Source organism: Tateyamaria algicola (genome assembly GCF_047715485.1).
GTDB lineage: Bacteria > Pseudomonadota > Alphaproteobacteria > Rhodobacterales > Rhodobacteraceae > Tateyamaria.
This window is the reverse complement of the sequence record NZ_CP180422.1, coordinates 2,902,271-2,918,164: the sequence shown is the minus strand read 5'-3', so window position 1 is coordinate 2,918,164 and position 15,894 is coordinate 2,902,271. Positions and strand designations below refer to the sequence as shown.

At 61.2% G+C, this 15,894-nt stretch carries 13 protein-coding genes; 6 read left to right on the top strand and 7 right to left on the bottom strand.

Going from position 1 to position 15,894, the window contains the following annotated elements; translation table 11 throughout:
• Positions 1-4 precede the first annotated feature (4 nt).
• The 4 genes from glgA to ACMHLQ_RS16760 are packed head-to-tail and all read left to right on the top strand — an operon-like array spanning position 5 to position 7,101.
• A complete protein-coding gene (gene glgA, locus ACMHLQ_RS16775) occupies positions 5-1,453 on the top strand; it encodes a glycogen synthase GlgA (RefSeq protein WP_415401853.1) in 1,449 nt (482 codons plus the stop codon).
• Positions 1,454-1,481: 28 nt separating this feature from the next.
• The gene (gene glgX, locus ACMHLQ_RS16770) at positions 1,482-3,560 is read left to right on the top strand and encodes a glycogen debranching protein GlgX (protein WP_415401852.1); all 2,079 of its coding nucleotides are present in this window, start codon (positions 1,482-1,484) and stop codon (positions 3,558-3,560) included.
• 12 nt (positions 3,561-3,572) lie between these two features.
• Positions 3,573-5,198, top strand: a complete 1,626-nt coding sequence (locus ACMHLQ_RS16765; protein ID WP_415401851.1) for an alpha-D-glucose phosphate-specific phosphoglucomutase — start codon at positions 3,573-3,575, stop codon at positions 5,196-5,198.
• Positions 5,199-5,238: 40 nt separating this feature from the next.
• Positions 5,239-7,101, top strand: a complete 1,863-nt coding sequence (locus tag ACMHLQ_RS16760; RefSeq protein WP_415401850.1) for an amylosucrase — start codon at positions 5,239-5,241, stop codon at positions 7,099-7,101.
• Here ACMHLQ_RS16760 and ACMHLQ_RS16755 read toward each other — a convergent pair.
• The 6 genes from ACMHLQ_RS16755 to ACMHLQ_RS16730 form a co-directional block, all read right to left on the bottom strand.
• On the bottom strand, positions 7,098-8,009 hold the full coding sequence (locus ACMHLQ_RS16755; protein ID WP_415401849.1) for a hypothetical protein: 912 nt from the start codon (positions 8,007-8,009) through the stop codon (positions 7,098-7,100). The genes ACMHLQ_RS16760 and ACMHLQ_RS16755 overlap by 4 nt on opposite strands.
• A 13-nt stretch (positions 8,010-8,022) precedes the next feature.
• A complete protein-coding gene (locus tag ACMHLQ_RS16750; RefSeq protein ID WP_415401847.1) occupies positions 8,023-8,679 on the bottom strand; it encodes a 2OG-Fe(II) oxygenase in 657 nt (218 codons plus the stop codon).
• Between the two features lie 39 nt (positions 8,680-8,718).
• Complete coding sequence (locus ACMHLQ_RS16745; protein ID WP_415401845.1) at positions 8,719-9,891, bottom strand: MFS transporter; 1,173 nt, start codon at positions 9,889-9,891, stop codon at positions 8,719-8,721.
• Between the two features lie 97 nt (positions 9,892-9,988).
• Positions 9,989-11,044 (bottom strand): JmjC domain-containing protein, encoded by a 1,056-nt coding sequence (locus ACMHLQ_RS16740; RefSeq protein ID WP_415401843.1) that lies wholly within the window; start codon positions 11,042-11,044, stop codon positions 9,989-9,991.
• The gene (locus ACMHLQ_RS16735; protein ID WP_415401841.1) at positions 10,989-11,927 is read right to left on the bottom strand and encodes a hypothetical protein; all 939 of its coding nucleotides are present in this window, start codon (positions 11,925-11,927) and stop codon (positions 10,989-10,991) included. Before ACMHLQ_RS16735 ends, ACMHLQ_RS16740 begins: the two co-directional genes overlap by 56 nt.
• A gap of 63 nt (positions 11,928-11,990) precedes the next feature.
• Positions 11,991-12,119, bottom strand: coding sequence for a hypothetical protein (locus tag ACMHLQ_RS16730; protein WP_415401839.1), 129 nt, complete (start codon positions 12,117-12,119; stop codon positions 11,991-11,993).
• 400 nt (positions 12,120-12,519) lie between these two features.
• Here ACMHLQ_RS16730 and ACMHLQ_RS16725 point away from each other — a divergent pair, with 400 nt between their 5' ends.
• Entirely contained in the window at positions 12,520-13,788 is a 1,269-nt protein-coding gene (locus tag ACMHLQ_RS16725) for an MFS transporter (RefSeq protein ID WP_415401837.1), read from the top strand.
• A gap of 61 nt (positions 13,789-13,849) precedes the next feature.
• On the opposite strand, the gene ACMHLQ_RS16720 is transcribed toward ACMHLQ_RS16725, so the two are convergent.
• A complete protein-coding gene (locus tag ACMHLQ_RS16720; protein WP_415401835.1) occupies positions 13,850-14,773 on the bottom strand; it encodes a LysR family transcriptional regulator in 924 nt (307 codons plus the stop codon).
• Between the two features lie 122 nt (positions 14,774-14,895).
• Between ACMHLQ_RS16720 and ACMHLQ_RS16715 the strand changes: the two genes are divergently transcribed.
• Positions 14,896-15,876, top strand: coding sequence for a sterol desaturase family protein (locus tag ACMHLQ_RS16715; protein ID WP_415401834.1), 981 nt, complete (start codon positions 14,896-14,898; stop codon positions 15,874-15,876).
• Positions 15,877-15,894 lie beyond the last annotated feature (18 nt).

The window sequence follows — 15,894 nt, the reverse complement described above, 5'->3', positions numbered from 1 at the left end:
CCCGATGCGCCGTGTGCTGTCCGTCACCTCCGAATGTGTGCCGCTGATCAAGACCGGGGGCCTTGCGGATGTGGCGGGGGCCCTGCCCGCCGGGCTGGCCGGTCAGGGCTGGCAGATGCGCACGCTGTTGCCAGCCTATCCGGGGCTGATCAAGCAGGCGGCGGCCAAGACGGCGGTGTTTACCTTTGACGACCTGATGGGCGGCCCGGCCCGCGTGCTTGCTGGCACGGCGGGCGGTGTCGATGTGTTGCTGCTCGATGCACCGCATCTTTATGACCGTCCCGGCGGGCCATATGGCAATCCGACCGACTTTGCCGACAACCCGCTGCGCTTTGCCGCGCTGTCCTCTGCCGCCGCGCAAATTGCGGCTGAGGGGCTGAGCGATGGCTGGCGCCCCGAGGTGCTGCACGCGCATGACTGGCAGGCGGGTCTGGCGCCCACTTACCTTGCGCAACTGGGATGCGAGGACGTGGCCACCGTGATGACTGTCCACAACATCGCCTTTCAGGGCCTTGCGCCTGCGGCAATGCTGGGCACGATGGGCCTGCCGCTGTCGGCCTACACCTCCGAGGGCCTCGAATACTGGGGGCAGATCAGCACGCTCAAGGCCGGGCTGGTCCATGCGGATGCAATCACCACCGTCAGCCCGACTTATGCGTCCGAGTTGATGCGGGCCGAGTTCGGCATGGGGTTGGAGGGGGTGGTTGCCGCGCGCGCCGACCGGTTGAGCGGCATTCTGAACGGCATCGACATGGACGTGTGGAACCCCCAGACGGATGCGCAGATCACTCCCTATTCCGCCACCTCACTCAAGGGCAAGGCGACAAACCGCAAGGCACTGATGTCCGAATTCGGTCTGTCCGGTCTGACCGGACCGCTGGCCATCATCGTCAGCCGCCTGACCTCGCAAAAGGGGATGGATCTGGTGGCAGCGACGGCGGACCAGTTCGTGGCCGCGGGTGGGGGCCTGGCCATTCTGGGCAGCGGCGATCCGCTGATCGAGGACCAGATGCGCGTGTTGGCGCGCAACCATCCGGGCAAGGTCGGCCTGCGCATCGGCTATGACGAGGCCCTGTCGCACCGCATGTTCGGGGGTGGCGACGTGGTGCTGGTGCCCTCGCGGTTCGAGCCGTGCGGCCTGACCCAACTATACGGTTTGCGCTATGGAACAGTGCCGGTTGTTGCCGCCACGGGCGGTCTGGCTGACAGCGTGATCCACGCCAACACGATGGCGCAATCGGCCGGTGTCGCGACGGGGTTCCAGTTCCACCCCATCGACGAAATGGCGCTGGCCCAGTGCCTGCGCAATGTGATCACCCTGTTTTCCGACAAATCGGGCTGGACCCGGCTGCAAAAACGCGGAATGAAGCAGGCATTGGGGTGGGAGGCCTCGTCAGCGGCCTATGCCGCCCTTTATGAGAGTCTGATCGGTGAACATCGCAGCGCAACATAACCTTGCAAAGTCCCTCAAGAACCATTCCATGTCTGCCGGGCGCCCGTCGCCCATTGGCGCAACCTTTGACGGCGAAGGCGTCAATTTTGCGGTGTTTTCCGAACATGCAGAGCGGGTGGAACTGTGCCTCTTCGATCATGACGGCTGGATCGAGATTGCGCGCATCCCGCTGATGGAACGGGACGGCGACGTCTGGCACATCTACATTGCGGGGCTCACACCCGGCACCGCCTATGGCTACCGCGTGCATGGGCCTTACGACCCCGAGAACGGGCACCGCTTCAACCCGAACAAGCTGCTGCTTGATCCTTATGCCAAGCGCCTGATCGGCGATATCGCGTGGAACGATGCGATCATGGGCTACACGATCGGAGCCAAGGCGAGCGATCTGAGTTTTGATCGACGCGACAGTGCGTCTTACGTCCCGCGCTCGGTCGTGGTGGACCCAAGCTTTCAATGGGGCACGGACGCGCCGCCCGAGATCAGCCTTTCCGAGACGCTGATTTACGAGGCGCATGTCAAGGGCATGACAGCCGAGTTTCCCGGCCTGCGCCCCGGACAACGCGGCAACTTCCTTGGCATGGCGAGCGAGCCTGTGCTGGACCATCTGGTGAAACTGGGCGTGACCACCGTACAGCTGATGCCGATCCATGCGTTTCTGGATGACAAGTTTCTGGTCGATGCCAACTTGAGCAACTATTGGGGCTACCAGTCCATCGGGTTCTTTGCACCCGAGCCGCGCTATATGGATCAGGCGGGGATCTGGGAGTTTCAGGCGATGGTGCGCCGCTTTCATGCCGCCGGGATCGAGGTGATCCTCGACGTTGTCTACAACCACTCGGGCGAGGGCAACCATCTGGGGCCAACACTGTCCTTCCGCGGGCTCGACAACAAGTCCTACTACCGTTTGCTGGATGGTGGGCGCCACTACGTCAATGACACGGGCACCGGGAACACGCTGAATGTGCGTCACCCCATGGTGCTGCGCATGATCATGGATTCCCTGCGCTATTGGGTTGAGGTCATGCATGTGGATGGCTTCCGCTTTGACCTTGCCACCGTTCTGGGGCGCGAGACCGAAGGGTTCAACCGCAATGGCGGCTTCCTTGACGCGCTCGGGCAGGATCCGGTGCTGAACAAGGTCAAACTGATCGCAGAGCCCTGGGATCTGGGCCCCGGGGGCTACCAACTGGGCAACTGGCCGCATCCGTTTCTGGAATACAACGACAAATTCCGCGATGGCATTCGCAAGTTCTGGCGCGGCGATGCGGGCCTGACAGGCAAACTGGGGCGCTGTCTGACCGGCAGTGCAGATACGTTCGACCATTCGGGCCGTGCCGCCACATCCTCGATTAACTTTGTGACCTGTCACGACGGCATGACCCTGCGCGATGTGGTCAGCTATGACCGCAAGCACAATCAGGCCAATGGCGAAAACAACCGTGACGGCAAGGACGACAATTATTCAGACAACATGGGTGTCGAAGGGCCAACGGACGATCCGGCCATCAACGCGGCCCGCGCGCAGCGCCAGCGCAATTTCCTGGCCACGGCATTCCTGTCCCAAGGCACACCGATGCTGCTGGCGGGGGACGAGATCGGCAATTCTCAGGCGGGCAACAACAACACCTTTGGGCAGGACAACCCGTTCGGCTGGGTCAACTGGGCAGAGGCGGACGATGCGCTGCTGACCTTTGTGCGCCGCCTGACCAAGCTGCGCCGCGACAACAAGGTGTTGCGCCAGACACGGTTCCTGCATTCGCGCCCGCGCAGCAAGGATGGCAAGCCGGATGTGTTCTGGCGTCTGCCCGACGGCACGCCCCCGAAGCGCGAGCAGTGGGAAAGTACGGCGACCAAGGCGATCTGTGTAGAGCTGCGCACCTCGTCCACCACGCCGTCCTATGCGGCCTCGGATGACGTGATCTTTCTGTTGTTCAACAATGGCGCGGGGATTGACGTGACCCTGCCGCCCTGCGTGCCGGACAAGACCTGGGAAAAGATCCTCGACACCGCTGCCCCGGTCGAAGGGCCCTTGTGCATTTACGGCGACACGGTGCCGATTGCTGCGGCGTCTGTCTGTGTGTTTACCCTGACCCCCATTGCCTAGAAGGATTTTGACATGACCAAGACCACGATTGCCACCGCACCTATCGAGGGGCAGAAGCCCGGCACATCGGGTCTGCGCAAGAAGACGCGCGTGTTCATGGACGAACACTACCTCGAGAATTTCGTGCAGGCGATGTTTGACGGCATCGGCGGGGTCGAGGGGAAGGTGCTGGTCGTGGGGGGCGACGGGCGGTTTCACAACGATGTGGCCACACAAACAATCCTTGCCATGGCCGCCGCCAACGGGGCAGCGCGCGCGATTGTCGGCCAGAATGCGTTGTTGTCGACGCCTGCCGCATCGAACTTGATCCGCACCATGCAGACGGATGGCGGCGTGATCCTCTCGGCCAGCCACAACCCCGGTGGCATCGACGAGGATTTCGGGATCAAGTTCAACATGCCCAATGGCGGCCCCGCGCCCGAAGGCGTCACCAACGCCATTTTCGAGCGGACCAAGACACTGGACTCCTATCACATCTGGCAGGGCGATCCCGTGGACTTGAGCCAGATCGGTGTGACCAAGCTGGGCGATATGCAGGTCAACATCGTCGATCCGGTCGCAGCCTATGTGGACCTTATGCAAAGCCTGTTCGATTTCCCCGCCATCCGCGCGATGATTGCGGGCGGCGTGGATGTCCGCTTTGACGCGATGTGCGCGATCACCGGCCCCTACGGGCGCGCGATCCTCGAGGATGCGCTGGGGGCTCCTGCGGGCACCGTGACCCACGGCACCCCCCTGCCCGACTTTGGCGGCATGCATCCTGATCCCAACCCCACATGGGCGCACGAATTGATGGCCGAGATGATGGGCGATGATGCCCCCGGCTTTGGTGCTGCCTCGGACGGGGATGGCGACCGCAACATGATCGTCGGCCCGAATTGCTATGTCAGCCCGTCGGACAGTCTGGCCGTGATTGCGGCCAATGCGCATCTGGCCCCGGGCTACAAGGACGGGTTGAAGGGCGTTGCACGCTCCATGCCCACCTCTGCCGCCGTCGACCGGGTGGCCGAGGCGATGGGGTTGCAGTGCTATGAGACACCCACGGGCTGGAAATTCTTTGGCAACCTGATGGACGATGGCCGCGTTTCACTGTGCGGCGAGGAAAGCTTTGGCACCGGGTCCGATCACGTGCGGGAAAAGGATGGCGTCTGGGCCGTGTTGATGTGGCTGAACATCATGGCCGCGACGGGCGAGAGCGTTCCGCAGATCATGGCCGACCACTGGGCGCGCTTTGGGCGCAACTATTACTCGCGCCACGATTTTGAGGCCATCGAGAGCGAAAAGGCAGATGTACTGATGAGCGCCCTGCGCGCGTCGCTGGCGGGGCTGGCGGGCCAGTCCTTTGGCCCACTGACAGTCGCGGCGGCGGATGATTACGCCTACCTTGATCCGGTTGATGGCAGCCGGTCGGAAAAGCAGGGCGTGCGCGTTGTGTTCGAAGGTGGCGCGCGATTTGTCGTGCGCCTGTCGGGGACCGGCACGAGCGGCGCGACTTTGCGGCTGTATCTGGAAAAGCTGGACACCGAGCAGCTGAACCTCGACCCCCAAGCCGCCCTGGCCGATGTAATCGCGGCGGCAGAGGACGTGATCGGGATCAAGGCACATACGGGCCGGACCGCGCCCGACGTCATCACCTGACATGGCAGGCCAGCGCCGTCCCGGAATATCGAACCAACAGTTGTTCGATTTGCGCTGGCAGCGCGGGCGCAAGGACCTGATTGGCCCGGTGACGCGCCTGTTTGGGCGCGCGCATGTGCCCACAGAGTTGCTGGACCGAATGCAGGCACTGCTGCTCAAGCACTGGAAACAGCGCAGCGCCAGCCTGCGCGCCCTCGATCTTGAGCGTGACCTGAACCCCGACTGGTTCCTGTCACAGGAGATGGTCGGCTATATCTTTTACATCGACAAGTTCGCGGGCCGCCTGAACAACGTGCCGACCCATATCCCCTATCTGCAAAGCCTTGGCGTGACGTATGTGCATATGATGCCCTGCCTGAAGCCGCGCGAGGGGGCCAATGATGGCGGCTATGCGGTGCAGGACTACCGCGAGATCAACCCGGCCCTTGGCACTATGGCCGAGTTTCAGAACACCAACCTGATGCTGCGCGCCGCCGGGATCAGCACTTGTATCGACATGGTTCTGAACCACACCGCCAAAGACCACGAATGGGCGCAAAAGGCACGCGCAGGCGATCCGTTCTATCAGGCGTTCTACCGGATGTTCGACGATGACACCCTGCCCAAACAGTACGAACAGACGCTGACCGAGATTTTCCCGGAACAGGCGCCGGGCAACTTCACCTATTACCCGGACATGGGCAAATGGGTCTGGACCACCTTCAACGAATACCAATGGGACCTGAATTGGGAAAACCCCGAAGTGCTGCTCGCCGTGCTGGATACGATCCTGTTTCTGGCGAACAAGGGCGTGGATGTGTTCCGCCTCGATGCGGTGGCCTTCATGTGGAAAGAGATGGGGACAGGGTGCCAGAACCTGCCCCAGGTCCACGACCTGCTGCAAATCCTGACCCAGGCCACACGCGTGGCCGCCCCCGCGGTCATCCACAAGGCCGAGGCGATTGTCGGCCCCGCCGATCTGGTGCCGTACCTGGGCACCGGCACCCATGCGGGGCGCGAAAGCCAGCTTGCCTATCACAACAGCCTGATGGTGCAGTTCTGGTCGTCGCTCGCGTCGCAGGACACGCGGTTGATGACCCATGTGCTGCGCAGCCACTTCCCCGAAAGCCTTCGGCGCGCCTGTTTTGCGACCTACATCCGCTGCCACGACGATATCGGCTGGGCGGTGACCGAGGAGGATGCGGACCATATCCCCGACATGACCGCGCCGGATCACCGCAACTTCCTCGCCGACTTCTACAACGGCAGTTTTGCAGGCAGCTTTGCCCGTGGCGCGGATTTCCAGTCGAACCCCGAAACGGGCGACCGGCGCACCAATGGCAGTTTCGCCAGCCTTGCGGGGCTGGAGCGTGCGCTGGAGGCTGATGACCCGCGCGCCGTGGATCTGGCCATTGATCGGATCGCACTTGGCTTTGCCCTGATCGCGTCCTTTGGCGGTATCCCCTTGATCTACATGGGGGATGAGCTGGGTCTGCTGAACGATCACAGATATCTCGACATGCCTGACCATGCAGATGATGGACGCTGGATGCAGCGCCCGGTCATGGATTGGCCCCTCGCAGACGCGGCGGCGGCGGGCAAGGGGACTGCGGCCCGTATCTTCCTCCGCGTTCAGGAGATCATGCAGCGCCGCAAGGGCTGCGCGCGCTTGGCCTCTTATGTACCGACACGGGTGTTGGACGTGCCAACCACTGGCATATTCGCCTTTGCCCGGTTGGGGGATGAGGGCACGGTGACCTGCATTGCGAATTTCACACCTCATCGCAAAGACGTGGATATCTCAGGCCTGGATCTGGACACCGGCACCAGTCATTCCGATCTGCTGACCCAAGCGCGCGTCGCGTTAGACAATGGCCGCGTGACGCTCCAACCCTACCAGATGGTGTGGGTCGCTGCCGTTTAGGGCGACAGGTCCAAAGGCAGAAAGGCGTAGTCCATGATCCGCTTGCGTCCGACGCGTTCGGCAGACCGACGCGAGGCCACGTTCAGGCCGTCGATTGTGCCGATCAGATAGGTGTGCAGCTTGTGGCTGTTCACGGCAGAAAGCGCGTATTGAGCGGCAGCGGCATAGCCATGACCTGCATGGTCAATCGCCACAACCTCTTCGATGACCTCGTCACCTTCGACCCAACCGATCTGGCCTGGCGCTATGGCGATCAAGCCGACCGTGCCTTGCCCGGCGGCCGTGATCTTGTGGACCTGCCCGGCCTGCCACATCTCGTTGAGCGCGTCCGTCGTGATGGGAGAGACATTGCGGCGCAGGTTGGGATCTTGCTGTGCCATCACCTCAAACCGTTGCTCGACAAGATCCATAGCCTGTTCCGCCGTGTCAAAGGCCCCCAATTGCACCTGTTGTGACGGGGCGCACAGATCACGATAGCGGGCCGCATAAAGGCTCATGTCCAACGCGGCAGCCTGTGGCAGCGGTGTGCCGGGCGTCACCTGAAGGCGCAGGCGCTGCGGGGCAAAGGCACGCCATTCGCCCGCAACGACCTGCGCAAGCGCCTGAACATCTTCGAAATCGTGGGCAATGACCTCGACAAAGGGGCGCGCGACGTCTTGACCGTAAAACCGGATGCCCCCAATCAACGACCCCTTGCGCGTGTTCACATGACGATGAGCAAAGTCGAGGGGCACAATGCCCGGCAAGCTGATGTGATCCGAGAACAGTCGGGCAAAGTCGGGATCGTCAACGCGGCCCTCTTCTTGCGTGAACCATGCGGCAACACGATGTGCGCCATCCGCGCCATAAAGGCACGCGGCACATTCAAGCTGACCCTGCAAAGACGCCCAATCTGACGGGGACGTCATGGGGCAGTGCCCGTCAAAGCAGCCAGCCCGACAAGGCAAGCCGCGCACCGGCACCCGTTGGAATAGGATCTACCCAATGCTCCGTCTCCGGGGACGGTACGAAAAGAACACCAACATTGGCCCGGGCCTGAATCACTTGTTTTGTCCCACGATAGTTAAAGACCAGGCCACCGCTGTCCTCGACATCTTGCGATCCGAAATATAACAACAGCGTCACCGCGAACGGCTTGTCGCTTTCGCTATGATCATTGTGCGCATCGAGAAAGCAACCCGGATTGAAACTTGTCAGCGCAAAGCTGGTCATTTCCGCCGCCGGCGCAATCTGGGCCAGCTCTGCCCGCCAGGCCTGCCGCACATCCTCGACAATCGGGAGGACAACGCCCTGGCTGTCCTTGCTTTGATGCATGGAGTGATACAGGTACTGAAAGCCACTGTCCGACCTGCGCTGACGGACCTGCTCGGCAATGCCCGGCATGGCACTGTCCGGCTGGCGGGGCAGAATGCGGTTGTCATCGCCAACCTTGATCCGCGTTTCCCAATCGCCCCCATTGCGCCAGCTTTCGACCACGCGGGCGCGGTGCATCTCGAACAGGGCCTGTGGCAGCAGGTTCTCGCGGATCAGAACGCCATCGCGTTCCAGGGTTTCGCTGACCTCATCAAGGACATGCATGTGCTGTTCTCCGTTAAGGGTTTGCTGGGGCTGTGCGGCTCAGGGTTGAGGTTCCGGCACCAGAGGCGGCGGATGGGCGGGTTCGTGCAGCCCGTTTTCGCGCACAAACCCGACCAGCACGGGGATCACGAAGATAAAGGCGAGGCAGCCGACCCCGGCAATCGCCAGCGCACGGATGTCCAGTACGCCCGACAGTCCGAACAGGATGATGCCAATGGGGATACCAGCCGTGTTCGCGAACTGATCGTATGATGCGAAGCTGTGCAGCCGTTTGCCTGTGAAACAGGACTGCCCCAGCGTGTCCCAGCGTATGCCGCTGGCCGTCACCGTTGCTGCCCCGACAAAGCCCGCAAGACACACGGCCCAGACCGTCACGGGCGTACTGACGACGAACAGTTGCACGGCAAGACCCGCACCGCAGGCACCATGCAAGAGCGGCCAGGACACGCGCTGCGCCAGCCCCATCAGCGAGGCGGCAGATCCGATCAGCGAGCCAACGGCCATGGCCGTCGCAACCAGAGCCCAGGCCGTGGCCGAGTGATGGGCCATGATCATGGTCGGCCCAGCCGCGCCGACAAGGCCGATGGCCACCGCACAAAAGAACCAGCTGAGAAAGCCGAGATAGGTCCAGGACGGCAACGCATCGGTGCCCGCAGCATTGATCATTGCCTTGTCGTTGTCAGGCTTTTCAGCACCCTCGGATACGACCGTTCTGTGTGAGGCGTACAAGATGCTGACCAACGACATGGCAAGCAACAGCGTCACTGCATCGAACACCAGCACAAGGTTGAATCCGAACACCAGGACCAGCGAGACGCCCAGCAACGGGCCAATGATCGCATAAACATCCCCGATCACCGACAAGACAGAATTGGCCTGTGTCCGGTTCGATTTTGTGGTGACCATCGGAATGGCGACAAACATCGAGGGAAAGTAAAATGCAGCCGCCAATCCGTAGACAAAGGCCGATACCGACATCGCCAGAATGCTGTTGGCGCTAAGGGATATCCAGACAAACAGGCCCGCCTGGGCCAGGCACATGACAAGGGCCGCCGCGATCATGATGGCGAAGGCGTGAAACCGAAAGCCAACGCGCTTGTAGGCGAGCAGCCCCAGAAACCGACCAGCCCAGAGCGCAGCCAGAACACACGCCATGCCCCAGCCCTGCGGCTCGACCCGGACGGTTTCCACCGCAAAAGCGATCGGGATCAACGCGCGGCTGGCCCCCGATATCAGACTGGCCCCTGCCAATAGCCTGAAATCAGACGCCCTCAGGGCGACCAGACTATCCCTCACCTGCCGCATGGGCTCACTCTCCGAGCCCGGTCAGGAACAAATGGTTTTGCAGGCCGAACTCCACGAATTTCACGCACCTTTCGACGTCGATATCAAAGCGGGTAGCGATGTCCTCGCAGGATGTCTTGCGCCGTGTGGTGATCCAGGTCAGCGCCTCTTCGAAATCTGCCGGAATTCTGATTTCGCTGTGTTCGGTTTCCAGCACCACGAACCCGTCTCCGCGCCCCGACAAAGGGGGCAAACAGCTATAGGCCAGCCGGATCGTCGTTTCCGGGCGGACCGAGTTGGCAACGATGGAATAGGGCAGGCTCGTGCCCAGCCGAGGCGTCAAGGCCGCCAGTTTGGCAGCGTGCGGCAGGTCGTTGAACAGCGCTCCGCCAAACCCGTCAAATGCGACAGTCAGGTGAACGGACAACTCGCCCGTTCCATGCACATTGTGCTGCTCTCCGCGCGGATAGAATGCAATGTCACCCGGCTGATACAACACTTCGGCACGGTCGGTTGTCGTGCCGGGATCGGACGGATTCCCGTGCAGCCAGCGTTTCGTCCCGGCCAATTGCACGATGACAAAGGGGTGGTCGTCGCCATGCATGCCAAAGGCTGTATCCTGCGACTTGGTGACATAGCACTGTATCCAGCAGCGACAGCCCAGCAGCGCCTCGAGGTTTTCCTGGATGATCTGGAGTTCGGTGAAATGTTCCTGACTGTGATCGAACACCAGCGTGCCGCCCCCGTTCAGAACCGAACTGACCACGCCGTCCTTCACACTGACATGATCGATCAGCCCATCCCCGGTGCGGCAATTCAGGAAGGCCGCGGGATGCAAATCCTTCTTGTCCCGCAACAGGCGCAGTGAAAACCGCGAGGCGCCGACATGCAGGATGCGGTCGCAAATACGCTGGGTCAGAACACGGCAGGCATCCTCGGGAATGACTGCGCTGCGAAACTGATATGTCCCACCTGCGATCCCGAGGCTGAGCGCATTGATGCCGTCGTTCAGTTGGTCGAGCGCCTCATGACACGTAAACGGCGCCGATTCTGGCGCATGAGCTAACAAGGGCTGGGACATTTACCGGTTCTCCTTTGAAGTGGTTCACGCATGTCTGGAATGTCGGCGTCGGGCTGCGGGACAGCACGCTCTTGATCTCGCGCGCGACGCTGACCGCTTCTGGCCGCGCCATGAACCTGAGGTTGCCGCTGGCGACGCTGTCCTCATGGATTTCCGCCGCACCCGACCACCTCAGGGGGTCGGTGCTGCGCGCGTTCAGAAACTCCGGGACTTCGAAATCCTTGGTGGGGGCAAGGGCCGGGCTATAGTCCTCCGCTGCCTTATCACCCTCGACGCAACTGATGCCGACAAACATGCCGCCGCCGCCCGCATAGAAAACGTGGCCCTCCAGCGCCTCAATCACGGCCTGATCGCCCGGATTCAGATCCAAACGCTTGGCATCGCGCAGACGGTCCGCATAGTCGAAAGACAGCCCGAGGAAGGAAGACGCATCTTCCTTGAGCTGGCCGATGTTCTCACCAATGTCCCATGTGTAAATCGTGCGCTGCGCGCCACCAGCCCCGAGGATGATGGAATGCTCGAAATCGACATGGGCCCCGAATGGGGTCCAGCCGGATGACGCGGAAATGAATGTGTAGGTGTCGACAATGCGCGGGTTCGAAAACCGGTTGAGTACACCGCTCTCATCAAGGGCGCGCCGGATGTGCAGGCCAAGTTCCGCGTCCCACGCCGCAATGTCGTTGACGGCCAGACAGGTCTTGGGGCCCGCAATCTGTGCAAGCTGTTCATAGGATGCACCGGCATCACGTTCCCAAACTTCGGGTATCTTGCGGCACAGGACGTAATCCAGCCCGGTGTTCTTGAATATGCGGTATCGCGGCTCGGTTTTTCGCGACTGAAGCGCCTTGCTGACCGCCCGGTCCAATGATTGCGCTATCGACATAGCAGCCCCCCTTTTCTGCCGTGGCATGCCGACCCCGATGCGCTCGGGGTCGGCACATTTGATTTAGTGGCCGACGTCTTGGCGCGGGCTGTCTTCATAGGGGGACTTCGAGCTCTTCATCAGCACTTCGAACTCGTCTTTCTGGGTTGGAGCGGATGTCTCGGCGGCTGATTTCTGGGCTTTTTCGGACATGTGTCTTGTACTCCTGTTTGGGTTGAGATGGTCGATTGGCGCAGTCAGTTCTGCGCCTCATCCAGCGTAACCAAGGGTTGAACTTTCACAATGCAGGGTGGATTTGTCAGTGCTTATTCGCCTGTTTCGGGATTTCGAATGGCGTCGTCCTGCTGCCGGTCGATTTGGGCGCCGATTTCCGGGCGATGGGCGGGACGCTGCGAGTCAATGCGCGCCAAACCGGGACATTGGGGTGTGCGCTGCCATGCGCATGTGCAACCTTGGGAAACGGCTGTTGACATCAGCGACATCGCACAGGAGGCGTGCCGCGAAACAGTTGGCCTTTTGCTGTTGACCTCAAGTGTGCTTGAGGCGCTAGACAGGGCAGAACACACACCGGATGCACAGATTGGGCCTTCATATGCGTACATTCCTGGGATCGGGTCAGCTGTCCAAATTCATCCTCGCCAGCGGCATGACCAACCTCGCCGACGGGATTGCGGTGGTGGTCTGGGCCTGGGTCGCCTCTCTTCTCAGCCGCGATCCGATCTTGATCGCCCTGATGCCCATCGCGCTGCGCCTGCCGTGGTTTCTGTTTGCCCTGCCTGCGGGTGTCGTGACCGACCGCGTGGATCGACGACGCTTGATCCTGGCGATGGATGTTGTGCGTGCGCTGGCGTTTGGCACTGCGGCGCTGGTGGTTCTGACCTCTCTGCCCTTTGCACCACCGGCCACGGATGGCACGGACATGCCGGTTTTGTTTGCCGCCCTCTTGGGCTGTGCGGTCCTGGTCGGCACGGCCGAGGTGTTCCGGGACAATGCAGCACAGACGATGCTGCCCGCCATCGTGTCACATGATCAGCTGGAGCGCGCAAACGGGCGGCTGTGGAGCGTGGAGCTGGTCGGAAATTCGCTGTTGGGCCCTGCGCTCGGCGCGTTTCTGATTGCCTGGGTGATCTGGCTGCCCTTTGCCCTGAATACTGCTGCTTTTGCGCTGGCTGTGGTGCTGATGATCGGCTTGCAGGGCCAATTCAAACCAGCACGCGCCGAGGCCCGCGATTGGCGCAAGGAGTTGGGCCAGGGGCTGGCGTTCTTACGTGATGCGCCGCTGCTGCGCCTTCTTGCCGTTGTCACAGGCGTTTGGAACCTACTGCACCAGATGGTCGTGATTGCCCTGATCCTCTACGTGCAGGAAAGCCTGGGGCTTGAGGCTTGGGCCTATGGTTTGATCCTCGCGGCGGGTGCTGTCGGCGGAATTGCGGGAGGTCTGGTTGCAGACCGGGTTGTGGCGCGAATGGGTCCGGGTGCGTCTGCGCAGTGGATGACACTGGCCTCAGCCGTGGCCTTTGTCGCCATTCCGCTCGCGCCAAACGGGATCGTTCTGGCAATCGTGCTGGCTGCGTTCGAATTTACCGGTCTGATCTGGAACACGGTGTCCGTATCCTATCGGCAGCGTTCCATACCCGATGCCCTGCTGGGCCGGGTAAACAGCATCTACCGGCTTTTGGCCTGGGGCATGATGCCGATTGGCCTGCTTCTTTCCGGGTTGGTCGTCAGCTGGGCGGAAACGACTGTAGCGCGTGAGGTTGCACTGGTGACGCCATTCGTCGTCGCGGCGGTTGGTGCCGCGCTGTTGACGCTGCTCGCCTGGAGGCCGCTTGGCACCGGCTTTGCGCTCGCATCCAATTGATCCGCATAAGATGCATTGGGGGTCACATTGCGTGACTCGGAAGAGCCGACTGCGTTTAAGTCTATGTGGGGCGTCGGTGCTGACCCTGCGCGACAATGCACCGATCCAACCCACCACTTCCAAAATGCGCACGACATGCGTCAACGAAGTGACGGACCAGTCGGCGGGGGCGCGATGTGTCGTAGGCCACGGACAGCGTGAGCGGCGGCAGCGGATCGGAAATGGGTAATTCAACCACGTCAGCACCGCCATAGCTGGTCGAGATCAACGGCCGCATGTTCAAGACAGCGCATCCTCGGCCCGCACCGACCAAACTGCGCACCATTTCGGTCGAGTTGGCATAGGCGGCAACGGACACCTCGTGATCTTGCGCGGCAAACAGGCTGCGGTAGTAGGCCGCGGCCACAGGCCGGTTGAGAACGACCAAGGGTTCCTGAGCAATCTGCGCAAGTGTGACGGCGGAGTGGGTGGCCAGGGGATGTGACGCAGGCGCGAGGCAATAGGCAGGCGCTTCGATCAGAACATCGAATGCGATGGAGGGACGCACATCCTCACTGACAAACAGGATCACGTCATAGGTCCCGTTCAGCAGCCCTTCTTGGGCGCTGTCATTGTCGCATTCATCGAGGTGCAGTTCGACTTCACTGGTATCCGGCACAAATGAGGACAAGATTGCAGGAAGAAAGGCGGGCGCAATCGGGGCGTAGTACCCGATACGCAGCGTACCGCCGAGCGCTTGTTTCAGATCGGCCCCCTCGGCGAGGATCGCATGATAATCTTCCAGCAAACGCTCAAATTTGCGCGCCACGGCAAGGCCGCTTGCGTTGGCCTGAATACCGCGGGACCGTTGCCGGGTGACCAGGGTGAGGTCAAACGCGGCCTCGACCTGATCAATCGCCGTCGACACGGCAGAGGCTGCGATGTTCAGCTCGGCCGCGGCCTTGGCAATGTTCTTGTGTCGCAAGGCGGTCGTGAAATAGGTCATCGCCCTCAGGGAAACTGTCATGATACCTCTGAAAATCAGGATTAGTTGTCACTTTAATACTGTTTTTCACACTTAGATGCATCTGCCAAACTCGGATCGAGAGATTTGGCGCGGAGACTCGGATGGCGGATGCACCGTTGAAAGGCTGGAACCACGTTCCAGACGTACCCCTTAAGGTATCTCCATTCTTTTCCTGGCCGCTGCGGCCCCTCGATATGTTGGCCTGGGTCTGGAATTCGTGGTTCCTGATCACCGAACGGCTGATCGTTGTCGGGATCGCATTCGTTTCATTCTACTGGTTCCAGCCACCGTTGGAGGAGGTCAAGACGCTCGCGTTTGGCTGGGTCGCCGAGATGTATGTGCGCAACCTGGTCCTGATGTCGGCGGTTGCGGGGGGTCTGCATCTTTACTTCTACACCTTCACCAAACAGGGTCAGACGCTGAAATACGACCCGCGCCCGTTGATGAAGAACGGCAAGCAATTCACGTTGGGCGGCCAGATCAGGGACAACATGTTCTGGACGCTGGCCAGCGGTGTGACCATCTGGACGGCCTACGAAGTGTTGATGTTCTGGGCGCTGGCAAATGGATACGCCCCGATGTTGACCTGGGCGGCGCATCCGGTCTGGTTTGTGGCGTTGTTCCTGCTGATCCCGGTGTGGGAGAGTTTCTATTTCTACTGGATCCACCGGTTTCTGCACATTCCGTTCTTTTACAAACATGTGCACGCCCTGCATCATCGCAACATCAATGTCGGACCGTGGTCAGGCATGTCCATGCACCCGGTCGAGCATCTGATCTTTCTCGGCTCGGTTCTGATCCATTGGGTTGTGGCGGCCCATCCGGTGCACATCCTGTACCACTTGCAATACTACGCGCTGACGGCGGCCACGACGCATACCGGGTTCGAAGGGCTGGTGGTCAAGGATGCAAATCGGCTGAAGCTGGGCACGTTCCATCACCAGATGCATCATAGATACTTCGAGTGCAATTACGGCTCGCTTGAGCTGCCATGGGACAAGCTGTTCGGCTCTTTCCACGACGGGACCGAGGCATCGAATGACAAGATCAAGCAACGGCGCAAACGGATGATGGGCGCCTGAGCGTGGGCGGGAACACAC